We start from the raw sequence: 15199 nt of genomic DNA on the forward strand, positions 1-15199 counted from the left end.
CCGGAACCGCGTCGCCGCCCGTGTTGAACGACGCGTTGAGGTTGGCGGTGTGGCACCGACCGATGCTCGCCTTGGTCTTGGTGTCGGTCGTGGTCCTGCCGGCGGTCTGCGGGCTGGGCGCCTGCTTACCGGCCGCCTGCTTGCCCGCCGAGCCGCTGGTGCCCTCCTTGCCGCTCCCGGCGCCGTCTGCCTGCGCATCGGACCCGGACCCGGTGTCCTTGACCTGGTCGGCGGCCATACCGATGTCCGCGCGGGACCCGGACTTCGCAGCGCTCCCCGCGTCGGTGTCCGAGCCGGAGCAGGCCGTCAGCGTCAGCCCCGCGACGGCCGTCAGGGTCGCGGCGGCGATCCGCAGGCTGCGGCGGCGGGCGGAACGAGTGGTGGTGTCGGAGCGCATTTCAGGTCCCCCAGAAGCGGTCGGTGTCGTTGTTTCCCCGGTACGACAACGACTCTGCCCGGCGCCGCTAACGTATGATCGCCGACCGCTAACGCCTCGCTAACACACGGCAGTTGAAGCAGTAGCGGGACAGCAAAAAAGGCCCAGGTACATGACCTGGGCCTTGCCTGTGGAACGGGTATCGGGGACGGGGATCGGGGTCGGGTATCGGGGACGGGGATCAGCGCACCGGGAAGCCGAAGGAGTGGCCCTGTTCCTTGAGCCGGGGAAGGACTCGGCGCAGGGCGGCGAGGGTCTGGGAGCGGTCGCCTCCCGCGTCGTGGAAGAGGATCGTCGGCCCGTTGGGCAGTTCCCGCTCGACGGTGGCGACGATGGCGTCCGTGCCCGGCCGTTCGAAGTCCTTGCTGTCCACGTTCCAGCCCAGCGGGCGCATGCCCCGGGAGGCGGCGAGCTTGCGGCTGAAGGGGGTGAAGGCGCCACCGGGGGCGCGGTAGTACATCGGCCGCACGCCCCCGGACGCCTTGGTGATCATGCGTTCGGCGTCGAGTATCTGCTGCGATTGGTAGGCCTGGGACTTCTTGTCCATGGCGGTGTCGTGCGACACGGTGTGGTCGCACAGCCGGTGCCCGTCCGCGACCACCTTCTTCACGAGGTCCGGGTGGGCCTGTGCCGCCGTCCCCACCATGCAGAACGTCGCCTTCACCCCGTACTCCCGCAGCAGATCGAGTACTTGAGGGGTCCAGGTGGGGTCGGGGCCGTCGTCGATGGTGATGTTGACACCCTGCGCCCCCTTGTCCGAGGCGTGCACGATGGTCGCCGCGACCCGCTTGATGTCACCGCCCGGCGTGGCGGGCGCGGTCGCCTGGGGCGACGAGGTGTCCACGGCGCCGGCCTGCGCGGTCCACGCCCCGACCCCGGCGGCGAGCATCGTCACCCCGAGCGCCGCCCCGATCACCTTGCCGTACCAGCTCCGACCGCCACCGTGCCGCGTCATGTCCGCCCCACTCTCACGCCGTTCCCCGCCCGTCCCCGGCCGCGTCGCGACCATCTGACAGGACGAGGAACGGTGCGCTGTGGATGCGTCTGTTACCGATCACGGACGATTTCGACGGAGATCACGGACACTCGGCGATCGGCGCCGGGCGCCGAACAGGCCCGGACAACGAAGAACCCCCGGGTCGATGACCTGGGGGTTACACACGGAGCGGCTGACGAGACCGAACTCGGACTCGCAGCTTGGAAACTCGGTTGTTCTAGCGGGAGTTGAGTACCTGAGTTGCAAGTAAGCAGTCTGGTGGCCGTCGCTGCCGATGACCGGTTGCCCCGTTCCCATGGGTCCCCGCCCGACCTGGCACGGGTGTGGCACGGCCCTAGCCGATAAGAGAGTTGATCGCGGCTACGAAGTTGAAGACCGCTGGCAGGAGAAAGATGCTCCCGACCACGATCCATCCGGTCCCGGCAGCGCGGCGGACTCGGCTCGCTGGGGGCGGTGTAACCAGCCGATCCCCCACCCTCACCGTTTCGGACGGGGCGATCAGGCTGCGGCCGGTACGGCGTTGCCTCCGCCCCAACCATATGAAGACGACTGCGGCCATCGCGGTAAAGGCAGCGAGTTGTAGATGTTCACTTGGCGAGTTGGCGGTGCCAGCAAGCGTCACGTTTGCGTACGACACGAGAATTTCCCCCAGCGGATCAGTGTGGAGGGATCTCCTCACGACGGTTGCACCGTGTCAAGCGGATTGGTTCGTGCGTGCCTTCTCCTACACGCTTTCCAACTGTGTTGGTGGGGCCTCGGGGCGTGTCCAGGAGCGTTCACCTGGCTTCATGGGCGCCTGACTACTGATGCGGGAACAGCTTCGAGCCTCGCCTGAACGACCGTGAACGGGGCTGAATGAGACGGAAACTGACACGGCCGTCCCGCGGTACTGGAGCTGCCCTCGCCACCATGGCACGGTCAGGCTATCGGCCGGGATGACCTTGGCCCTGGTCAGGATCTTCTCATCGAGGGCCCACACGAGGGCACGCAACTCCCGCGCGCTCTTCTTGGGCAGTGCGTGAAGCACGGCTTCGAGGTGCTCGCGGAAGCCGACGCCGTAACACCTGCACTCAGGGATGCCGCAATCCATACCTATGAGCGGGTCTGCAAGTTGTCCGAGGGGGCCGTGGGCAAAGGCCTGCCAATGCCAGAAAGCTTCTTCCGTGGCTTCGGGCCAGAAGCGGGACCGCTCCAACCGACGCAGGTCAGCTGTGCAAGATCCTGAAAGGCGATCAATGAACGGGTACCGTCGCCGCCTCCAGGGGCGGACAGGGAGGTCACCCCGCAGGGCTGACGGGCGCCTACGCGGCATTGCCCCTTCGGTTGTCGGTCATGGGGGCAAGGTACAGAACCACGCGTCACGTGGCCACTGCGTATCCGGTGGCCGCGGCCCTGAGCTTGGGAAGCTCGGGTCTCTTGGTGGCGGTTGCCGGGCTGCATTCCGGCGGTGGCGTACGGCCCAGAGTCTGTAGGTCTTCAGAAACCACCGATGGTCAGAGCCTCGAAAATGCTCGATTGGCTGCGGTCCGCCCACAGGTAGTCCAGGTCGTCCGGGACCATCGCTTTAGGAGTTCGATCTCCATGCCGCCTAGCTGGAGACTGCCTCGTGGGTCGGTGACGCTCACGGCTGCTGGTTGCCGCCGCTGTCCGCTGTCGTTGATGTCACTCGTGGATGTCAGAACGGTGCACCTTCGTGCAAGCGTGTTGCCGTGATCACCATCGATGTCAGCGAGGTGAGCGACGAGCGCTCTCTCCACCTGCTGCTGATGCGGGAGTTGGACTTCCCGGAGTTCTACGGCAGGAACTGGGACGCCTTCTGGGACGCAATCACCGGACTGGTCAGCATCCCGAACCATGTGCGCTTCCTCGGCTGGGACCAGCTCGCGGCTGGCGTTCCCCGCGGGGCCGCCATGCTTCGTCGGGCGCTCGACGACTACCAAGCCATGTACCGCCCGGAGTTCGTCGCTGAGTATGCCGAGCGATGAGCAATCTCCGGGCTTAGGCATGGCTGTACCAGTGTGGCAGACGAACGGGCGTGACCTGGGGTCGTGGCGTAGGACCCCTGTCACTGGCGGTCGCCGTTTGTCACCGCTGAGCAGCCTCGGACGGCCCAGAGACGGCCCGAAAACCTCGGCTCCCCCACCGTCTGACCAGCTAGCATCGCGGCCAGTCCGGGGGATGGGGGCTCGCCATGGCCATCGGCCGCAAGGGTTCGCGACGCATCGTCGTCGACGGCACGACTTACCGCTGGCGCCTGCGCCGCCGGCCGACCTACGACCAGGCTCTTTGCGACAAGCCATGCACGTACGCGGTGCAGCACGCGGACAACCCCGGCACGACCCTTGTCGTCACTACGAACCAGCCGCACGCCAGCAACTGGTTCGAAGCGCCGAGCGCAGCGGTGCTGCCCAGCGATGTCAGCTCCGCCATCGCATCGGCCCTCGTCCAGGGCTGGCACCCGACGCGTCCCGGCTCGCCGTTCCACCTGGACCAGTCCGACGGATTCGTTCGCTTCCAGCCCTGACACCGCTTTTGCCTACGACCGCTTCGTCCCGAAGCAACTCGGGATGCTCGCTGCCCTTGGGCTATTGCGCCTGTTACCTGCGCTGATGGTCCGCTGACGTACACGGTTGTTCGCGGTTGTGCGTCGCGGTTGTCACGCAGTCAGACACTCAGGGCGCCTGGCACGCGAGACTGTGGCGCAAGGCTCTTAGAGACCGCGTAGCGCCTCGTACAGGTCGCCGTAGGCTTCCCAACAGTCGATGCTGCCGTCGTCGTACAGGCTGCCCATGTACCAATCGTCGTCATCGACGGGCTTCACGAGACACAGGCTGTGGAATCCGAGAACGATCTCTGGGCGTGGTATCTCGTGGGCCTCGCCGACGCTGACCCACTTCACTGGCCGATCGGGATCCAGGGCGACAGCCTCTCGGTCCCCCGACGCATCGCGAATCTGCTGAAGAGTCCATCCTCGGGGTAGCCGCGCGTCTGCCATCCGCGGATGATCTCATTCGCCGAGTAGGGGGCTTGCTCGTCGGCGCCTACTTCTTCTTGCCCTGGGTCTTGCCGGGGATCTCGGCGACCTGCGTTTTTGCAGCTCCGGGGCCTGGTCGCGGCCGCCTGACTGGTCGTCATTGGTCGTTTTCGGCCGGTGCTGAGCGACCTCGGACGGCCCAGGGACCGTCCGCGTAGGCCTCGGCGGTGGCCGTGTGGCCGTTCTGGCTGTCGTGAACTACGACTCGGTGGGCCAGTGCCCGCCGAATGATCCGCACCGCCTGGACTCTTGGTGCACGGAAGGAACTCGCAGATCTTCGGCTCCGCGCCTGGGCCCACATGCTTGGCTTCCGCGGCTACTTCTGCACCAAGTTTCCGCCGCTGCTCCCCCACCCTCGGCGCGCTCCGCACGGCCCGCGCCCAAGCCGTCACCGACGACCAGTCCGCCCCGGACACGACCCTCGTCCTCGCCCACTGGGTCTACGCCGGAACCGGTCTCACCGGCGCCGAGACCTGGCTCGCCGAAACCCTCGAACCCGCCCCCGGAACAGAGACGACGCCGGTTCGGCGCGATCAGGCGGCTGCCGTCCAGCCGATACCAGGCGCGGTACCCGGGGCCGGACGGCGTGATGCGCCCGGCGCCGGTCACCTTCGGGACGACAACGGACGCCGACGATTGGCCGGCCGGGAAACAGACCGAGATCCGTAAAGGGGACTGGCGGGACCCAGAGGCTGGGGCCGTCAACTTCCGCTCCTGCGCTGGCAAGTGGGTCGAGGGACGTGAACTCGGCGTGCGCTCACGCGCGACCTGTACCGGTACCTCCTGGACCGCCACATCCTCCCGACCTTCGGTGACGACCACGTCGACGAGATCATCGCGCCCCGCATCCGCACCTGACGCACCGAGCGGCTCCGTACCGGCGGCGCCAAGACGGCGACCGCAAGGCGTACCGCCTCCTGCGCCTGATGGTCTACCTCGGCGCCTAGGGCCCTTCTGACGGATCTCCGCGGCGTCACGACGCCCGGCACGCACCCTCACCGCACGGCGCAAAGGGACAGGTGGCTCCGCCACATGACCCTTCACACCGCACGCCGAGGGCACGCTTCCCCAAGCTCTCAACTCCGTTCGAGCAGGGGAGACCCCACTACGCCGCTCCTTCACCCACGGAGATCCGTCAGAAGGGCCCTAGCCCGCCGCGCCGTGGCACGGAAGCCGGATGATCAGGCAGCTGGCACGGACGTGGCACGGGTCGGCTGAACGCAGCCCGAGCGGGCAGCGAAAAGGCCCCGGTCGATGATGATGACCTGGGCCTTGGCTATGGAGCGGGTGACGAGAATCGAACTCGCACTCTCAGCTTGGGAAGCTGATGTTCTACCACTAAACTACACCCGCGTAGTACGGCCGCCGAAGCGGCTTTGTACTGGCGGTCACTCTACCTCATGCCGGGTCCCAGGTGCTTGCGCCACGGGGCCCGGCTGCGTTGCGGGGTGTGGATGTGACTGCGGGTCAAGGGAGTTGGGGCGTACGGTGTGGGGACCGCCAGAGGGTTGTCCAGGGTCGGAGTGCCGCCTGGAATGCCGTCCCTTTCATCCCGTAATGTGGCTTCGTCGTCGGCCAGGAAACTGGCCCAATGGCTCGTGGGGAAGGGATCCCGGGACTTTGATGGACTCAATGGAACGCACCGTCGTCCGCTGTGCCGAAGGGCACGTGTTCAGCACCGCTTCGTTCCCGATGCAGCAGGCGGACCGCCTCGGTCCCAGCCGGCTCATTCGGTGCCCGCGCTGTGCTCGACTGCGACATGCCGTTCCTGTGGGAGGACCTGGGAAGCGGTAGCGGAGCAGTAGCAGTAAGCAGGACAGTAAGCAGGACGAGGAGCGCGCGGGGTCGCCGATTGTGGTGGGCCCGCGCGCTCTGCGTATCCTCGCTACGTGCTTCTCTCAGACAAGGACATCCGGGCCGAGATCGACGCCGGGCGGGTCCGGATCGATCCCTATGACGAATCCATGGTGCAGCCGTCGAGCATCGACGTACGCCTCGACCGCTACTTCCGGGTGTTCGAGAACCACAAGTACCCGCACATCGACCCGAGCGTGGAGCAGGCCGACCTCACGCGGCTCGTGGAGCCGGAGGGCGACGAGCCGTTCATCCTGCACCCGGGCGAGTTCGTGCTCGCGTCGACGTACGAGGTCATCGGGCTGCCCGATGACCTGGCGTCGCGGCTGGAAGGCAAGAGCTCGCTGGGGCGGCTCGGGCTCGTGACCCACTCCACCGCCGGGTTCATCGACCCGGGGTTCAACGGGCACGTGACGCTCGAGCTGTCGAATCTCGCGACGCTTCCCATCAAGCTCTGGCCCGGCATGAAGATCGGGCAGCTGTGCATGTTCCGGCTGTCGTCGCCCGCCGAGTTCCCGTACGGGAGCGAGCGCTACGGGTCGCGTTACCAAGGGCAGCGCGGTCCCACCGCCTCCCGTTCCTTCCTCAATTTCCATCGGACCCAGGTGTGAGCAGCAGGTGAGCAGCAGCGACATGAGTGACGTGCGCGAAAACCTTACGTACGAGAAGTTCGGCGTCGCCGTGCGCGAACTCGCCCAGACCATCGCCGACGACGGGTACGAGCCCGATGTCGTGCTGAGCATCGCGCGGGGCGGGGTGTTCGTGGCCGGCGGGCTTGCGTACGCCCTCGACTGCAAGAACATCCACCTGGTGAACGTCGAGTTCTACACGGGGGTGGGGACGACGCTGGAGATGCCCGTCATGCTCGCTCCCGTTCCCAACGCCATCGACTTCAGCGACAAGAAGGTGCTCATCACCGACGACGTCGCCGATACGGGGAAGACGTTGAAGCTCGTCCATGACTTCTGCCTCGACACGGTGGCCGAGGTGCGGTCCGCCGTGGTCTATGAGAAGTCCCACTCGCTCGTGAAGTGCGAATACGTGTGGAAGCGGACCGATGACTGGATCAACTTCCCGTGGAGTGTGGAAGAGCCTGTCGTGAAGCGGGCCGGACAGGTGCTCGACGCCTGACATACCCGGAGAAACGGAGAAGGGGCCCGGCACTGTCGAACAGTGCCGGGCCCCTTCCTCGTACGTACGTGACTAGAACGTGCCCAGCTTGATGATCGACAGCAGCGCGGCCAGCTGGATCGCCGAGGCTGCCAGCGCCTTCGGCCACGGCAGGTCGTGCGACTTCGAGACCATCGTGGTGAGCAGGGCGCCCGCGGCCAGCCAGGTCACCCAGCCGAGGAGCTGTACGAAGCCCTCGTCGCCGCCGAGGAACATGCCGACGATCAGGCGCGGGGCGTCCGTGAGCGACGCGATCAGCATGGACAGGCCGACCGTGGGCTGCCAGGCGCCGTCGCCGCCGAGCTGGCGGGCCAGGGTGTGGGTGACCACGCCGAGCACGAAGAAGCTGAGGGTGATCGCGATGCCCGTGGTCAGGACGTAGGGGATCGCCGCCGAGAGCGTGGCATGGATCACGTCCTCGCGGGCGCCGTCGAAGCCGAAGATCGCCAGCAGGCCGTAGAGGAACGTGACGACGAGGGCCGGGGCCCACATCGCGTAGTCGCGCATCTGGAGGTAGGTCGGGGCGGGGCGCAGGACGACCCCGCTGAGGAGCTGCTTCCAGTGCAGGCGGGGGCCGACGGGGCCCGGGGCCGCGCCCGCCTGGTACGTCGCGCCCTGGGTGTACGCGTCGTCCTGCACCGAGAACGCCTGGGTGTGGCCCGGGTTGTTCGCCGCGTACGGGTCGTAGCCGCCCTGCGGGTGCTGGGGCGTGCCGGGGTCACCGAAGTACTCCGGCTCACCGTGCCCGTGCCCGCTCCCGTGCCCGGCGCCGTGCTGGGGCCACTGTTGCTGGCCCCCGTAGTACTGCGGTTGCCCTTGGGGCTGACCCTGGGGTCGCCCCTGCGGTGCCTCGCGGTTGTCCCGGCCGCGTCCGTTCCTGAATCCAGCCACGCGTCGAACGTACCTGGTTTCGCGGGGCGGGGGCCGGGCCCGAGGGTTCGGGCCCGGCATTGCGGCTGAGCTGTGACATCCCCTAAGGGATGCCCCTCAGCCGGTGAAGTCGGTCGGTCGGTGAAGTCGGCCGGCGATGTCAGTCGGCGAAGTTCACGCCGAGCTGCGGTGCTCCGGAGGCCGAGATGCCGAGCGTGGACGTGTAGATGCCGGCGGCGGCCGACAGGGTGTCGTCCGTGTTGGAGTGCAGGGCGTAGACCGCGCCGTTGTGCCCGTTCTCGCCGTTGGCGCCCACGACGACCTCGCCGCGACCGTCGTCGTCGAGGTCGTCGATGTGCACGTCCGAGCCGAAGTTGTCGTCCTTCTCATTGGAGTTGGGCACGCCGGGGGTGTCCTGGCTGTAGAACTTGGCGCCCGCGCCGGTGATGCCGGAGCCGTCCGCCGCGCCGTACAGGACGGTGATGGAACCGGCGTTGCTGATGCCGTCGAGGTTCTCGCCCCGCGCGCCCACGACGAGGTCGAGGTGGCCGTCGCCGTTGATGTCGCCGAGGTCGAGCTCGCCGCCGAAGTCGTCGCCCGTCTCACCGGCGCCGGGGACGCCCGCGGTGTCCTGGTCGATGGTCTGGATCTCGGAGACGTCCGGGCCGCTCGCGGTGCCGTGGGCGATCAGGACGGCGCCGCCCAGCTGGCTTCCGGGGATCTCGTCGTCCCACTCCAGGCCGAAGACGATGTCGCCCTTGCCGTCGCTGTCGACGTCGCCGACGTCGGTGATGATGCCGGCGGGCAGCTGGACCGCGCCGGCCGCCTTGACGCCCGACGCGGTGCCGGGCAGGTAGAAGTTGGCGTCCCAGCCGTCCGAGTTCTTCTCGAAGCCGTTGGCGAGGAGGTCGTCCTTGCCGTCTCCGTTGATGTCACCGGAGTGCAGGTTTCTGATGCCGACGCCTTCTTGGCCGCTCTGCACCGGCGTCGTCACGGTGTACGTGCCGCCCATGGTGCTGGTCCGCGAGCCGCCGCGGATCACGTCGACGGTGGCCGAGTTGGGCGTGGCGACGGCCAGGTCGTCCTTGCCGTTGCCGTCGAAGTCGGCGGCTTCCAGGGTGTAACCGAACCAGTCGTGGCTGGAGGCCCGCGGGTCGGAGACTGTCGTGCCGCTGGTCAGGCCGCCCGCGGAGCCCCAGAGGATGGCGACGGTGCCGCCGTCGGGGTCGTCGGTGCCGTCCTCGCCGGGTGATCCGACGGCCAGGTCGTCGAAGCCGTCGCCGTCGAAGTCGCCGTAGGCGGTGGCGAAACCGAAGTTGTCCACCGCCTCGGCGGTGCCGGGCACACCGGCGGAGTTCTGGCTGATGGTGACGTGCTTGCCGCCGCCGTACAGGACGGCGACCTGGCCGGCTCCGGCGCGCCCGTTCACGTAGGCCACCGGCGCGGACACCACGACGTCCGCCGCGCCGTCCCCGTTGAAGTCGGCGTCGGACTGGGCGACCCCCGGCGTGGCCGCGGAGACCGGGCCCGCCGAGGCCACGAAGAGGCCTCCGGTCAGTGCGGCGGCCGCCGCCGTCGCCGTGATGAGGCGCATGCGGGTCGGGGACGGGGCGGAGGTGCGTCTGAGCTTGGGCATGCGATGGGCTCCTGCGGCAGGGAGGGGATGTCTGGCGGACATCCCGCGTCGATGAGGTGCCGTTCCGCGGGCGTTTGCCGGGCGTTGTCCCGGGTGTGGCCCGTCAGTTGGCGAACAGGAGACTCGTTGGGGGATACAAGGGTTGTACGGGAGAGGAGGGTAAGTTGCGTCACGAGAGGCGGAGTTGGGTCGCCGGAGAGGGTGTTGGGACCCCAGGGGTGGTGTGGTCGTCAGCTGAACTCGGCTGTGGAAAAGGAGAGTTCGGGCTGTTTCGTCACCAGGCCCGCGCCGCGCGCACCCCGTAGCACCACGACCGCGTCCTTGCCGTCACCACCGTCCGCCGCCTTCGGCGTGCGCTGGAGCACCACGTCGTCGCGGCCGTCTCCGTCGAAGTCCGCGACCGCCACGACCTTGCCCGTGCCGGGCGTCCCGGGCACGAGGCGGGCGCCGTCGCGCACCAGGCGGACGGTCGCGCCGCCCGAGACGATCAGGTCGGTGCGCCCGTCGCCGTCGAGGTCACCCGTGTCGAGCGCGGTGCCGGAGACCTTCAGGGTGCCCCCCGTGGGCGCGGGCATCCGCAGCCCTGCCGCGGTCAGCACGGCCGCGCCCCGCGTCTTCGCGGCTCCGAAGCGGCCGAACGCCAGGTCGGAGCCCGCCGGGTAGGCCGCGCCGGGTTCGGCCGGGCCTTGCGGGCCGCCGAGGACGAGGGCCGAGCGGGCGGTGCCGTTGTGGGCGCGGACCAGGACGTCGTCGGTCCCGTCGCCGTCGAGGTCGGCGGCGGGGCCCGCCGGGACGTTGCCGGCGGCCTGCGCGATGCGGGGCTTGCCGCGCGCGGCGCCGGCGCGGGTGAACGGGCCGGGCAGGAAGGTGAGTCGGCCGGCGCTCGCGTGCACCACGAGGTCGTATCCGCCGTCGCCGTCGAAGTCGCCGCACACCGGCTGGTCCGGCCAATCATTGCCGAAACGTGCCTGCGCGGGGATGCGCAGCTTCACGCCCTTGCCGGAGATGCCGGTGGGTGAGCCGAAGAGGATCTGGAGGGGGACGGGCGGCTGCCCCTGTCCGTCGTAGGGCGGGTCCGTCGACACGACGAGGTCCGCGAACCCGTCGCGGTCGAGGTCGCACGTCGCCTCGGAGCCGAACGCCGCCGGGACCTGTCCTTCCGTCGGCGCCGCGTACTTCGCAGGGGAGAGCAACTGCCGTGTCCCCGCGTCGAGTCCGTGCCCCTTGCGCCCGTACACGATCCCGATCCCGGCGTCGTCGCCGAGCCCGTCGTGCGCCAGCTCGTCGAGTACGAGGTCGGGGGCGCCGTCGCCGTTGAAGTCGGACGGCACCTTGCTGCCGGCGCCGCGGGGGACGGGCTTGACCGGGCTCTCGTCCTTGCCCGCCATGGCCACCGGGTGGTGGGAGGCGGTGGCATCGGTGCCGCCCGTGCCGCCGCAGGCGGTGAGCGCGGAGGCGAGCGTCGCGGTGAGCAGCAGGGCACCGGGGCCCAGCGTTCTGCCGCGGCAGCCGTGTCTGCGTGTGCCCGTCATCAGCAATGCCCCGCCCCGCCGTGTACCGGCCGTGTGTGGTGTGTCGTGGTGTCGCGTGAGTCCGTCCGCTTCATGATGCCGACGGGTTCATGATGCCGATGGGGCGGAGGATCGTTAAGGGGCGGGGAGTGCCGGGTTGGTCACTTTCGGTGTGCTGCCGGGGTGGCGTACACGAAAGGGCGCCCCGTGCCGGTGAGCACGGGGCGCCCCAAGTGGCGTACTGGCCGGACTACTTGACGGGCTCCGGCTCGGGCGCGTCCGTCGGCTCTGCCTCGCCCGCCGGGTCGGCTGGCGTCTTGACGGAGTCGAGCAGCAGCTGGGCCACGTCGACGACCTGGATGGACTCCTTGGCCTTGCCGTCGTTCTTCTTGCCGTTGACCGAGTCGGTCAGCATGACGAGGCAGAACGGGCAGGCCGTGGAGACGATGTCCGGGTTGAGGGACAGGGCTTCGTCGACGCGCTCGTTGTTGATGCGCTTGCCGATCCGCTCTTCCATCCACATGCGCGCACCGCCGGCGCCACAGCAGAAGCCGCGCTCCTTGTGGCGGTGCATCTCCTCGTTGCGCAGACCCGGCACCTTGCCGATGATCTCGCGCGGCGGCGAGTAGATCTTGTTGTGGCGGCCCAGGTAACACGGGTCGTGGTACGTGATGAGGCCCTCGACCGGGGTGACCGGGACGAGCTTGCCGTCGTCGACGAGGTGCTGCAGCAGCTGCGTGTGGTGGATGACCTCGTAGTCGCCGCCGAGCTGCGGGTACTCGTTGCCGATCGTGTTGAGGCAGTGCGGGCAGGTCGCGACGATCTTCTTCGCCGTCTTCGGCTTGGCCGACTCGGGCGTCACCTTGCCGTCGTCGTCGTACTCCTCGCCGAAGGCCATGTTCAGCGACATGACGTTCTCCTGGCCGAGCTGCTGGAACAGCGGCTCGTTGCCCAGGCGGCGGGCCGAGTCACCGGTGCACTTCTCGTCGCCGCCCATGATCGCGAACTTGACGCCCGCGATGTGCAGCAGCTCGGCGAAGGCCTTGGTGGTCTTCTTGGCCCGGTCCTCAAGGGAACCGGCGCAGCCGACCCAGTAGAGGTACTCGACCTCGGTGAGGTCCTCGATGTCCTTGCCGACGACCGGCACCTCGAAGTCGAGCTCGCCCAGCCACGCCAGGCGCTGCTTCTTCGCCAGGCCCCAGGGGTTGCCCTTCTTCTCCAGGTTCTTGAGCATGGTGCCCGCCTCGGACGGGAACGCGCTCTCGATCATCACCTGGTAGCGGCGCATGTCGACGATGTGGTCGATGTGCTCGATGTCGACCGGGCACTGCTCGACGCAGGCGCCGCAGGTGGTGCAGGACCACAGGACGTCCGGGTCGATGACACCGTTCTCTTCGAGGGTGCCGATCAGGGGGCGCTCGGCCTCGGCGATGGCCTCCGCCGGGACGTCCTTGAGCTGCTCCTCCGTGGCCTTCTCGTTGCCCTCCATATCCTTGCCGCCACCGGCGAGCAGGTACGGGGCCTTGGCGTGCGCGTGGTCGCGCAGCGACATGATGAGGAGCTTGGGGGAGAGCGGCTTGCCGGTGTTCCAGGCGGGGCACTGCGACTGGCAGCGGCCGCACTCGGTGCACGTGGAGAAGTCGAGCAGGCCCTTCCAGGAGAAGTGCTCGATCTGCGAGACGCCGTAGACGTCGTCCTCGCCCGGGTCCTCGAAGTCGATCGGCTCGCCCTGCGAGGTCATCGGCGCCAGCGCGCCCAGCGCGACGTCGCCGTCGGCCTCGCGCTTGAACCAGATGTTCGGGAACGCGAGGAAGCGGTGCCAGGCGACGCCCATGTCGGTCTTCAGGGCGACCACGATCATCCAGATGAACGAGGTCGCGATCTTCAGGCCCGCGAAGAAGTAGGTGAGGGTCTGGAGCGTGGAGACGTCCATGCCCTCGAGCCAGTTGATCACCGGGTACGAGATGAAGAACGAGGCTTCGTAGCCGTCGACGTGGTGCTGGGCGCCTTCGAGGGCGTGCAGCATGAAGATGCAGACGCCGACGATGAGGATGACGGCCTCGACGAAGTACGCCTGGCCGAAGTTGGAGCCGGCGAAGCGGGACTTGCGGCCCGGCTTGTTCGGCAGGCTCAGCTGGCGGATCACGATCAGGACGGCGATGCCCAGGATCGTCATCGTGCCGATGAACTCGACGAAGATGTTGTACGGCGCCCATTCGCCGATGATCGGCAGCAGCCAGTCGGCCTGGAACAGCTGGCCGATGGCGTTGACGATCGTCAGCAGCAGCGAGAAGAAGCCCACCGCCACGAACCAGTGCGCGACACCGACGATGCCCCAGCGGTTCATCCGGGTGTGGCCGAGGAATTCCTTGGCCACGGTGACGGTGCGCCGGCCGGGCTCGTCGGTGCGGGTGCCCGCGGGCACGTTCTGGCCGAGCCGCATGAAGTTGTAGATCTGCAGGAGGGCGCGGGCGAACAGGGCCACGCCGACCACGATCAGAACCAGCGACACGATGATCGCGGCGAGTTGCATTTGGGGGCTCCTCGGGCCTGCGAGGTGGTCTCTTCGTTGACGTACTAGTGATTACTAAGCGGTAACTTATGCAGTCCGTCTGAGACTACCCACTTACGCGATCGCAATGTAGTCGCCAGGGTCGTGATCTGTGTCGCTGAGGGTGCCCTGGCCCGGCCCCTTCTGGAGGCTCTCGCCAAAGCAGATCGTGTTATTCACGCCATATTTGGACATAACGGAATAGCTTATGTAGGGCTCCGGACGGGCGTGCCCCACCGGTGTCACCCCGATACCCGCCGGTGTCACCCCGATACCGCAATTCACCGAGGGGCCCACACGATGACCGCACCCCTGACGTACCTGGTCACCGGAGGCGCGGGCTTCATCGGCTCGCACCTGACCGACGCGCTGCTCGCCCGGGGACACACGGTCGTCGTCCTCGACGACCTCTCCACCGGCCGCCGCGACCACCTCGCCGCCGCCTGGCCCGACCCGAGACTGCGGTTCGTACGCGGCTGCGCCCGCGACGCGCGCCTCCTCGGCGAACTGACCGGCCGCTGCGACGCGGTGATCCACCTGGCCGGGGGCTCCGGCACCCGCCCCGCCGTCGGGACCGCCGTCGAGACAGCAGGCAGGACCACCGCCGTCCGCCTCTTCGACACCGTCGGGCCGCGCCAGTCGACCGCCTCCGGCAGCCTCCTGCCGCGCCTCGCCGCGCAGGCCGTCGCCGGGCGGCCGCTCACCGTCCACGGGGACGGCACCGAGCGCCGGAGCCTCACGCACGTCGCGGACGTCGTCGACGCGCTGCTGCGGCTGCTCGTCCACCCGGGCGCGGGCGGCGCGGTCTACGACATCGGCGGCGCCGAGGAGATCACCGTCGCCGACCTGGCGGCCCTCGTCGTCGAGCGCTCCGGCGCCGGTTCACCGGTGCAATTCCTGCCGTACGAGGAGCGCCCGTACGAGGAGCGCCCGTACGAGGAGCGCCCGTACGAGGAGCGCCCGTACGAGGGTGAGGGCGCCGTCGGCCACGGCATCCCGGACGCCCGCCCGCTGCGCGAGCTCACCGGCTGGGAACCCACGCTCGGCATCACGGACATCGTCGACGCGGCCCTGAGTGAAGCGGCCCTCTGCGAGGCGGCTCCGGCGCCGCGGTCGCCCGTCGCCGCGACCCGGGCCTGA

10 protein-coding genes, 1 tRNA gene and 2 pseudogenes are annotated in these 15199 nt (G+C 68.6%); 6 read left to right on the forward strand and 7 right to left on the reverse strand.

What is annotated here, in order from left to right; translation table 11 throughout:
• A pseudogene (locus tag ACIREE_RS30395) lies at positions 1-397 on the reverse strand (flagellar motor protein MotB); the annotation flags it as partial.
• A 220-nt stretch (positions 398-617) separates the two neighbouring features.
• Positions 618-1391, reverse strand: a complete 774-nt coding sequence (locus ACIREE_RS30400) for a polysaccharide deacetylase family protein (RefSeq protein ID WP_404159108.1) — start codon at positions 1389-1391, stop codon at positions 618-620.
• A gap of 1751 nt (positions 1392-3142) precedes the next feature.
• Between ACIREE_RS30400 and ACIREE_RS30405 the strand changes: the two genes are divergently transcribed.
• The 3 genes and pseudogenes from ACIREE_RS30405 to ACIREE_RS30415 all read left to right on the forward strand — a co-directional run.
• A complete protein-coding gene (locus tag ACIREE_RS30405) occupies positions 3143-3418 on the forward strand; it encodes a barstar family protein (protein ID WP_404159111.1) in 276 nt (91 codons plus the stop codon).
• A 206-nt stretch (positions 3419-3624) separates the two neighbouring features.
• Positions 3625-3957, forward strand: a complete 333-nt coding sequence (locus ACIREE_RS30410) for a hypothetical protein (RefSeq protein WP_404159114.1) — start codon at positions 3625-3627, stop codon at positions 3955-3957.
• 728 nt (positions 3958-4685) lie between these two features.
• Positions 4686-4995, forward strand: a pseudogene (locus ACIREE_RS30415) (replication initiator); the annotation flags it as partial.
• 751 nt (positions 4996-5746) lie between these two features.
• On the opposite strand, the gene ACIREE_RS30420 reads toward ACIREE_RS30415, so the two are convergent.
• Positions 5747-5820 (reverse strand) — tRNA-Gly (locus tag ACIREE_RS30420).
• A gap of 536 nt (positions 5821-6356) precedes the next feature.
• Between ACIREE_RS30420 and dcd the strand changes: the two genes are divergently transcribed.
• Positions 6357-6932, forward strand: a complete 576-nt coding sequence (gene dcd, locus ACIREE_RS30425) for a dCTP deaminase (RefSeq protein WP_363192394.1) — start codon at positions 6357-6359, stop codon at positions 6930-6932.
• 22 nt (positions 6933-6954) lie between these two features.
• Positions 6955-7452: a phosphoribosyltransferase gene (locus ACIREE_RS30430; RefSeq protein WP_363192393.1), complete on the forward strand. Its 498-nt coding sequence runs from the start codon at positions 6955-6957 to the stop codon at positions 7450-7452.
• A gap of 72 nt (positions 7453-7524) precedes the next feature.
• On the opposite strand, the gene ACIREE_RS30435 is transcribed toward ACIREE_RS30430, so the two are convergent.
• The 4 genes from ACIREE_RS30435 to ACIREE_RS30450 form a co-directional block, all read right to left on the reverse strand.
• A complete protein-coding gene (locus tag ACIREE_RS30435; protein WP_404159118.1) occupies positions 7525-8382 on the reverse strand; it encodes a Yip1 family protein in 858 nt (285 codons plus the stop codon).
• 139 nt (positions 8383-8521) lie between these two features.
• Positions 8522-9997 carry an FG-GAP and VCBS repeat-containing protein gene (locus ACIREE_RS30440; protein ID WP_404159121.1) on the reverse strand — a complete coding sequence of 492 codons (1476 nt, stop codon included), beginning with the start codon at positions 9995-9997 and terminating at the stop codon, positions 8522-8524.
• A gap of 230 nt (positions 9998-10227) precedes the next feature.
• Complete coding sequence (locus ACIREE_RS30445) at positions 10228-11529, reverse strand: FG-GAP repeat domain-containing protein (RefSeq protein ID WP_404159124.1); 1302 nt, start codon at positions 11527-11529, stop codon at positions 10228-10230.
• A 229-nt stretch (positions 11530-11758) separates the two neighbouring features.
• A complete protein-coding gene (locus tag ACIREE_RS30450) occupies positions 11759-14041 on the reverse strand; it encodes a (Fe-S)-binding protein (RefSeq protein WP_404159126.1) in 2283 nt (760 codons plus the stop codon).
• A gap of 318 nt (positions 14042-14359) precedes the next feature.
• Between ACIREE_RS30450 and ACIREE_RS30455 the strand changes: the two genes are divergently transcribed.
• On the forward strand, positions 14360-15199 hold the full coding sequence (locus ACIREE_RS30455) for an NAD-dependent epimerase/dehydratase family protein (RefSeq protein WP_404159129.1): 840 nt from the start codon (positions 14360-14362) through the stop codon (positions 15197-15199).

This window comes from Streptomyces sp. NPDC102467 (genome assembly GCF_044765445.1).
Classification (GTDB): Bacteria; Actinomycetota; Actinomycetes; order Streptomycetales; family Streptomycetaceae; genus Streptomyces.

What these genes read in the sequence shown, in the direction of transcription:
- ACIREE_RS30400 (WP_404159108.1), bottom strand. Translation starts at nt 1,391, where the DNA reads ATGACGCGGCACGGTGGCGGTCGGAGCTGGTACGGCAAGGTGATCGGG.
- ACIREE_RS30410 (WP_404159114.1), top strand. Translation starts at nt 3,625, where the DNA reads ATGGCCATCGGCCGCAAGGGTTCGCGACGCATCGTCGTCGACGGCACG.
- ACIREE_RS30430 (WP_363192393.1), top strand. Translation starts at nt 6,955, where the DNA reads ATGAGTGACGTGCGCGAAAACCTTACGTACGAGAAGTTCGGCGTCGCC.
- ACIREE_RS30440 (WP_404159121.1), bottom strand. Translation starts at nt 9,997, where the DNA reads ATGCCCAAGCTCAGACGCACCTCCGCCCCGTCCCCGACCCGCATGCGC.
- ACIREE_RS30445 (WP_404159124.1), bottom strand. Translation starts at nt 11,529, where the DNA reads ATGACGGGCACACGCAGACACGGCTGCCGCGGCAGAACGCTGGGCCCC.
- ACIREE_RS30450 (WP_404159126.1), bottom strand. Translation starts at nt 14,041, where the DNA reads ATGCAACTCGCCGCGATCATCGTGTCGCTGGTTCTGATCGTGGTCGGC.
- ACIREE_RS30455 (WP_404159129.1), top strand. Translation starts at nt 14,360, where the DNA reads ATGACCGCACCCCTGACGTACCTGGTCACCGGAGGCGCGGGCTTCATC.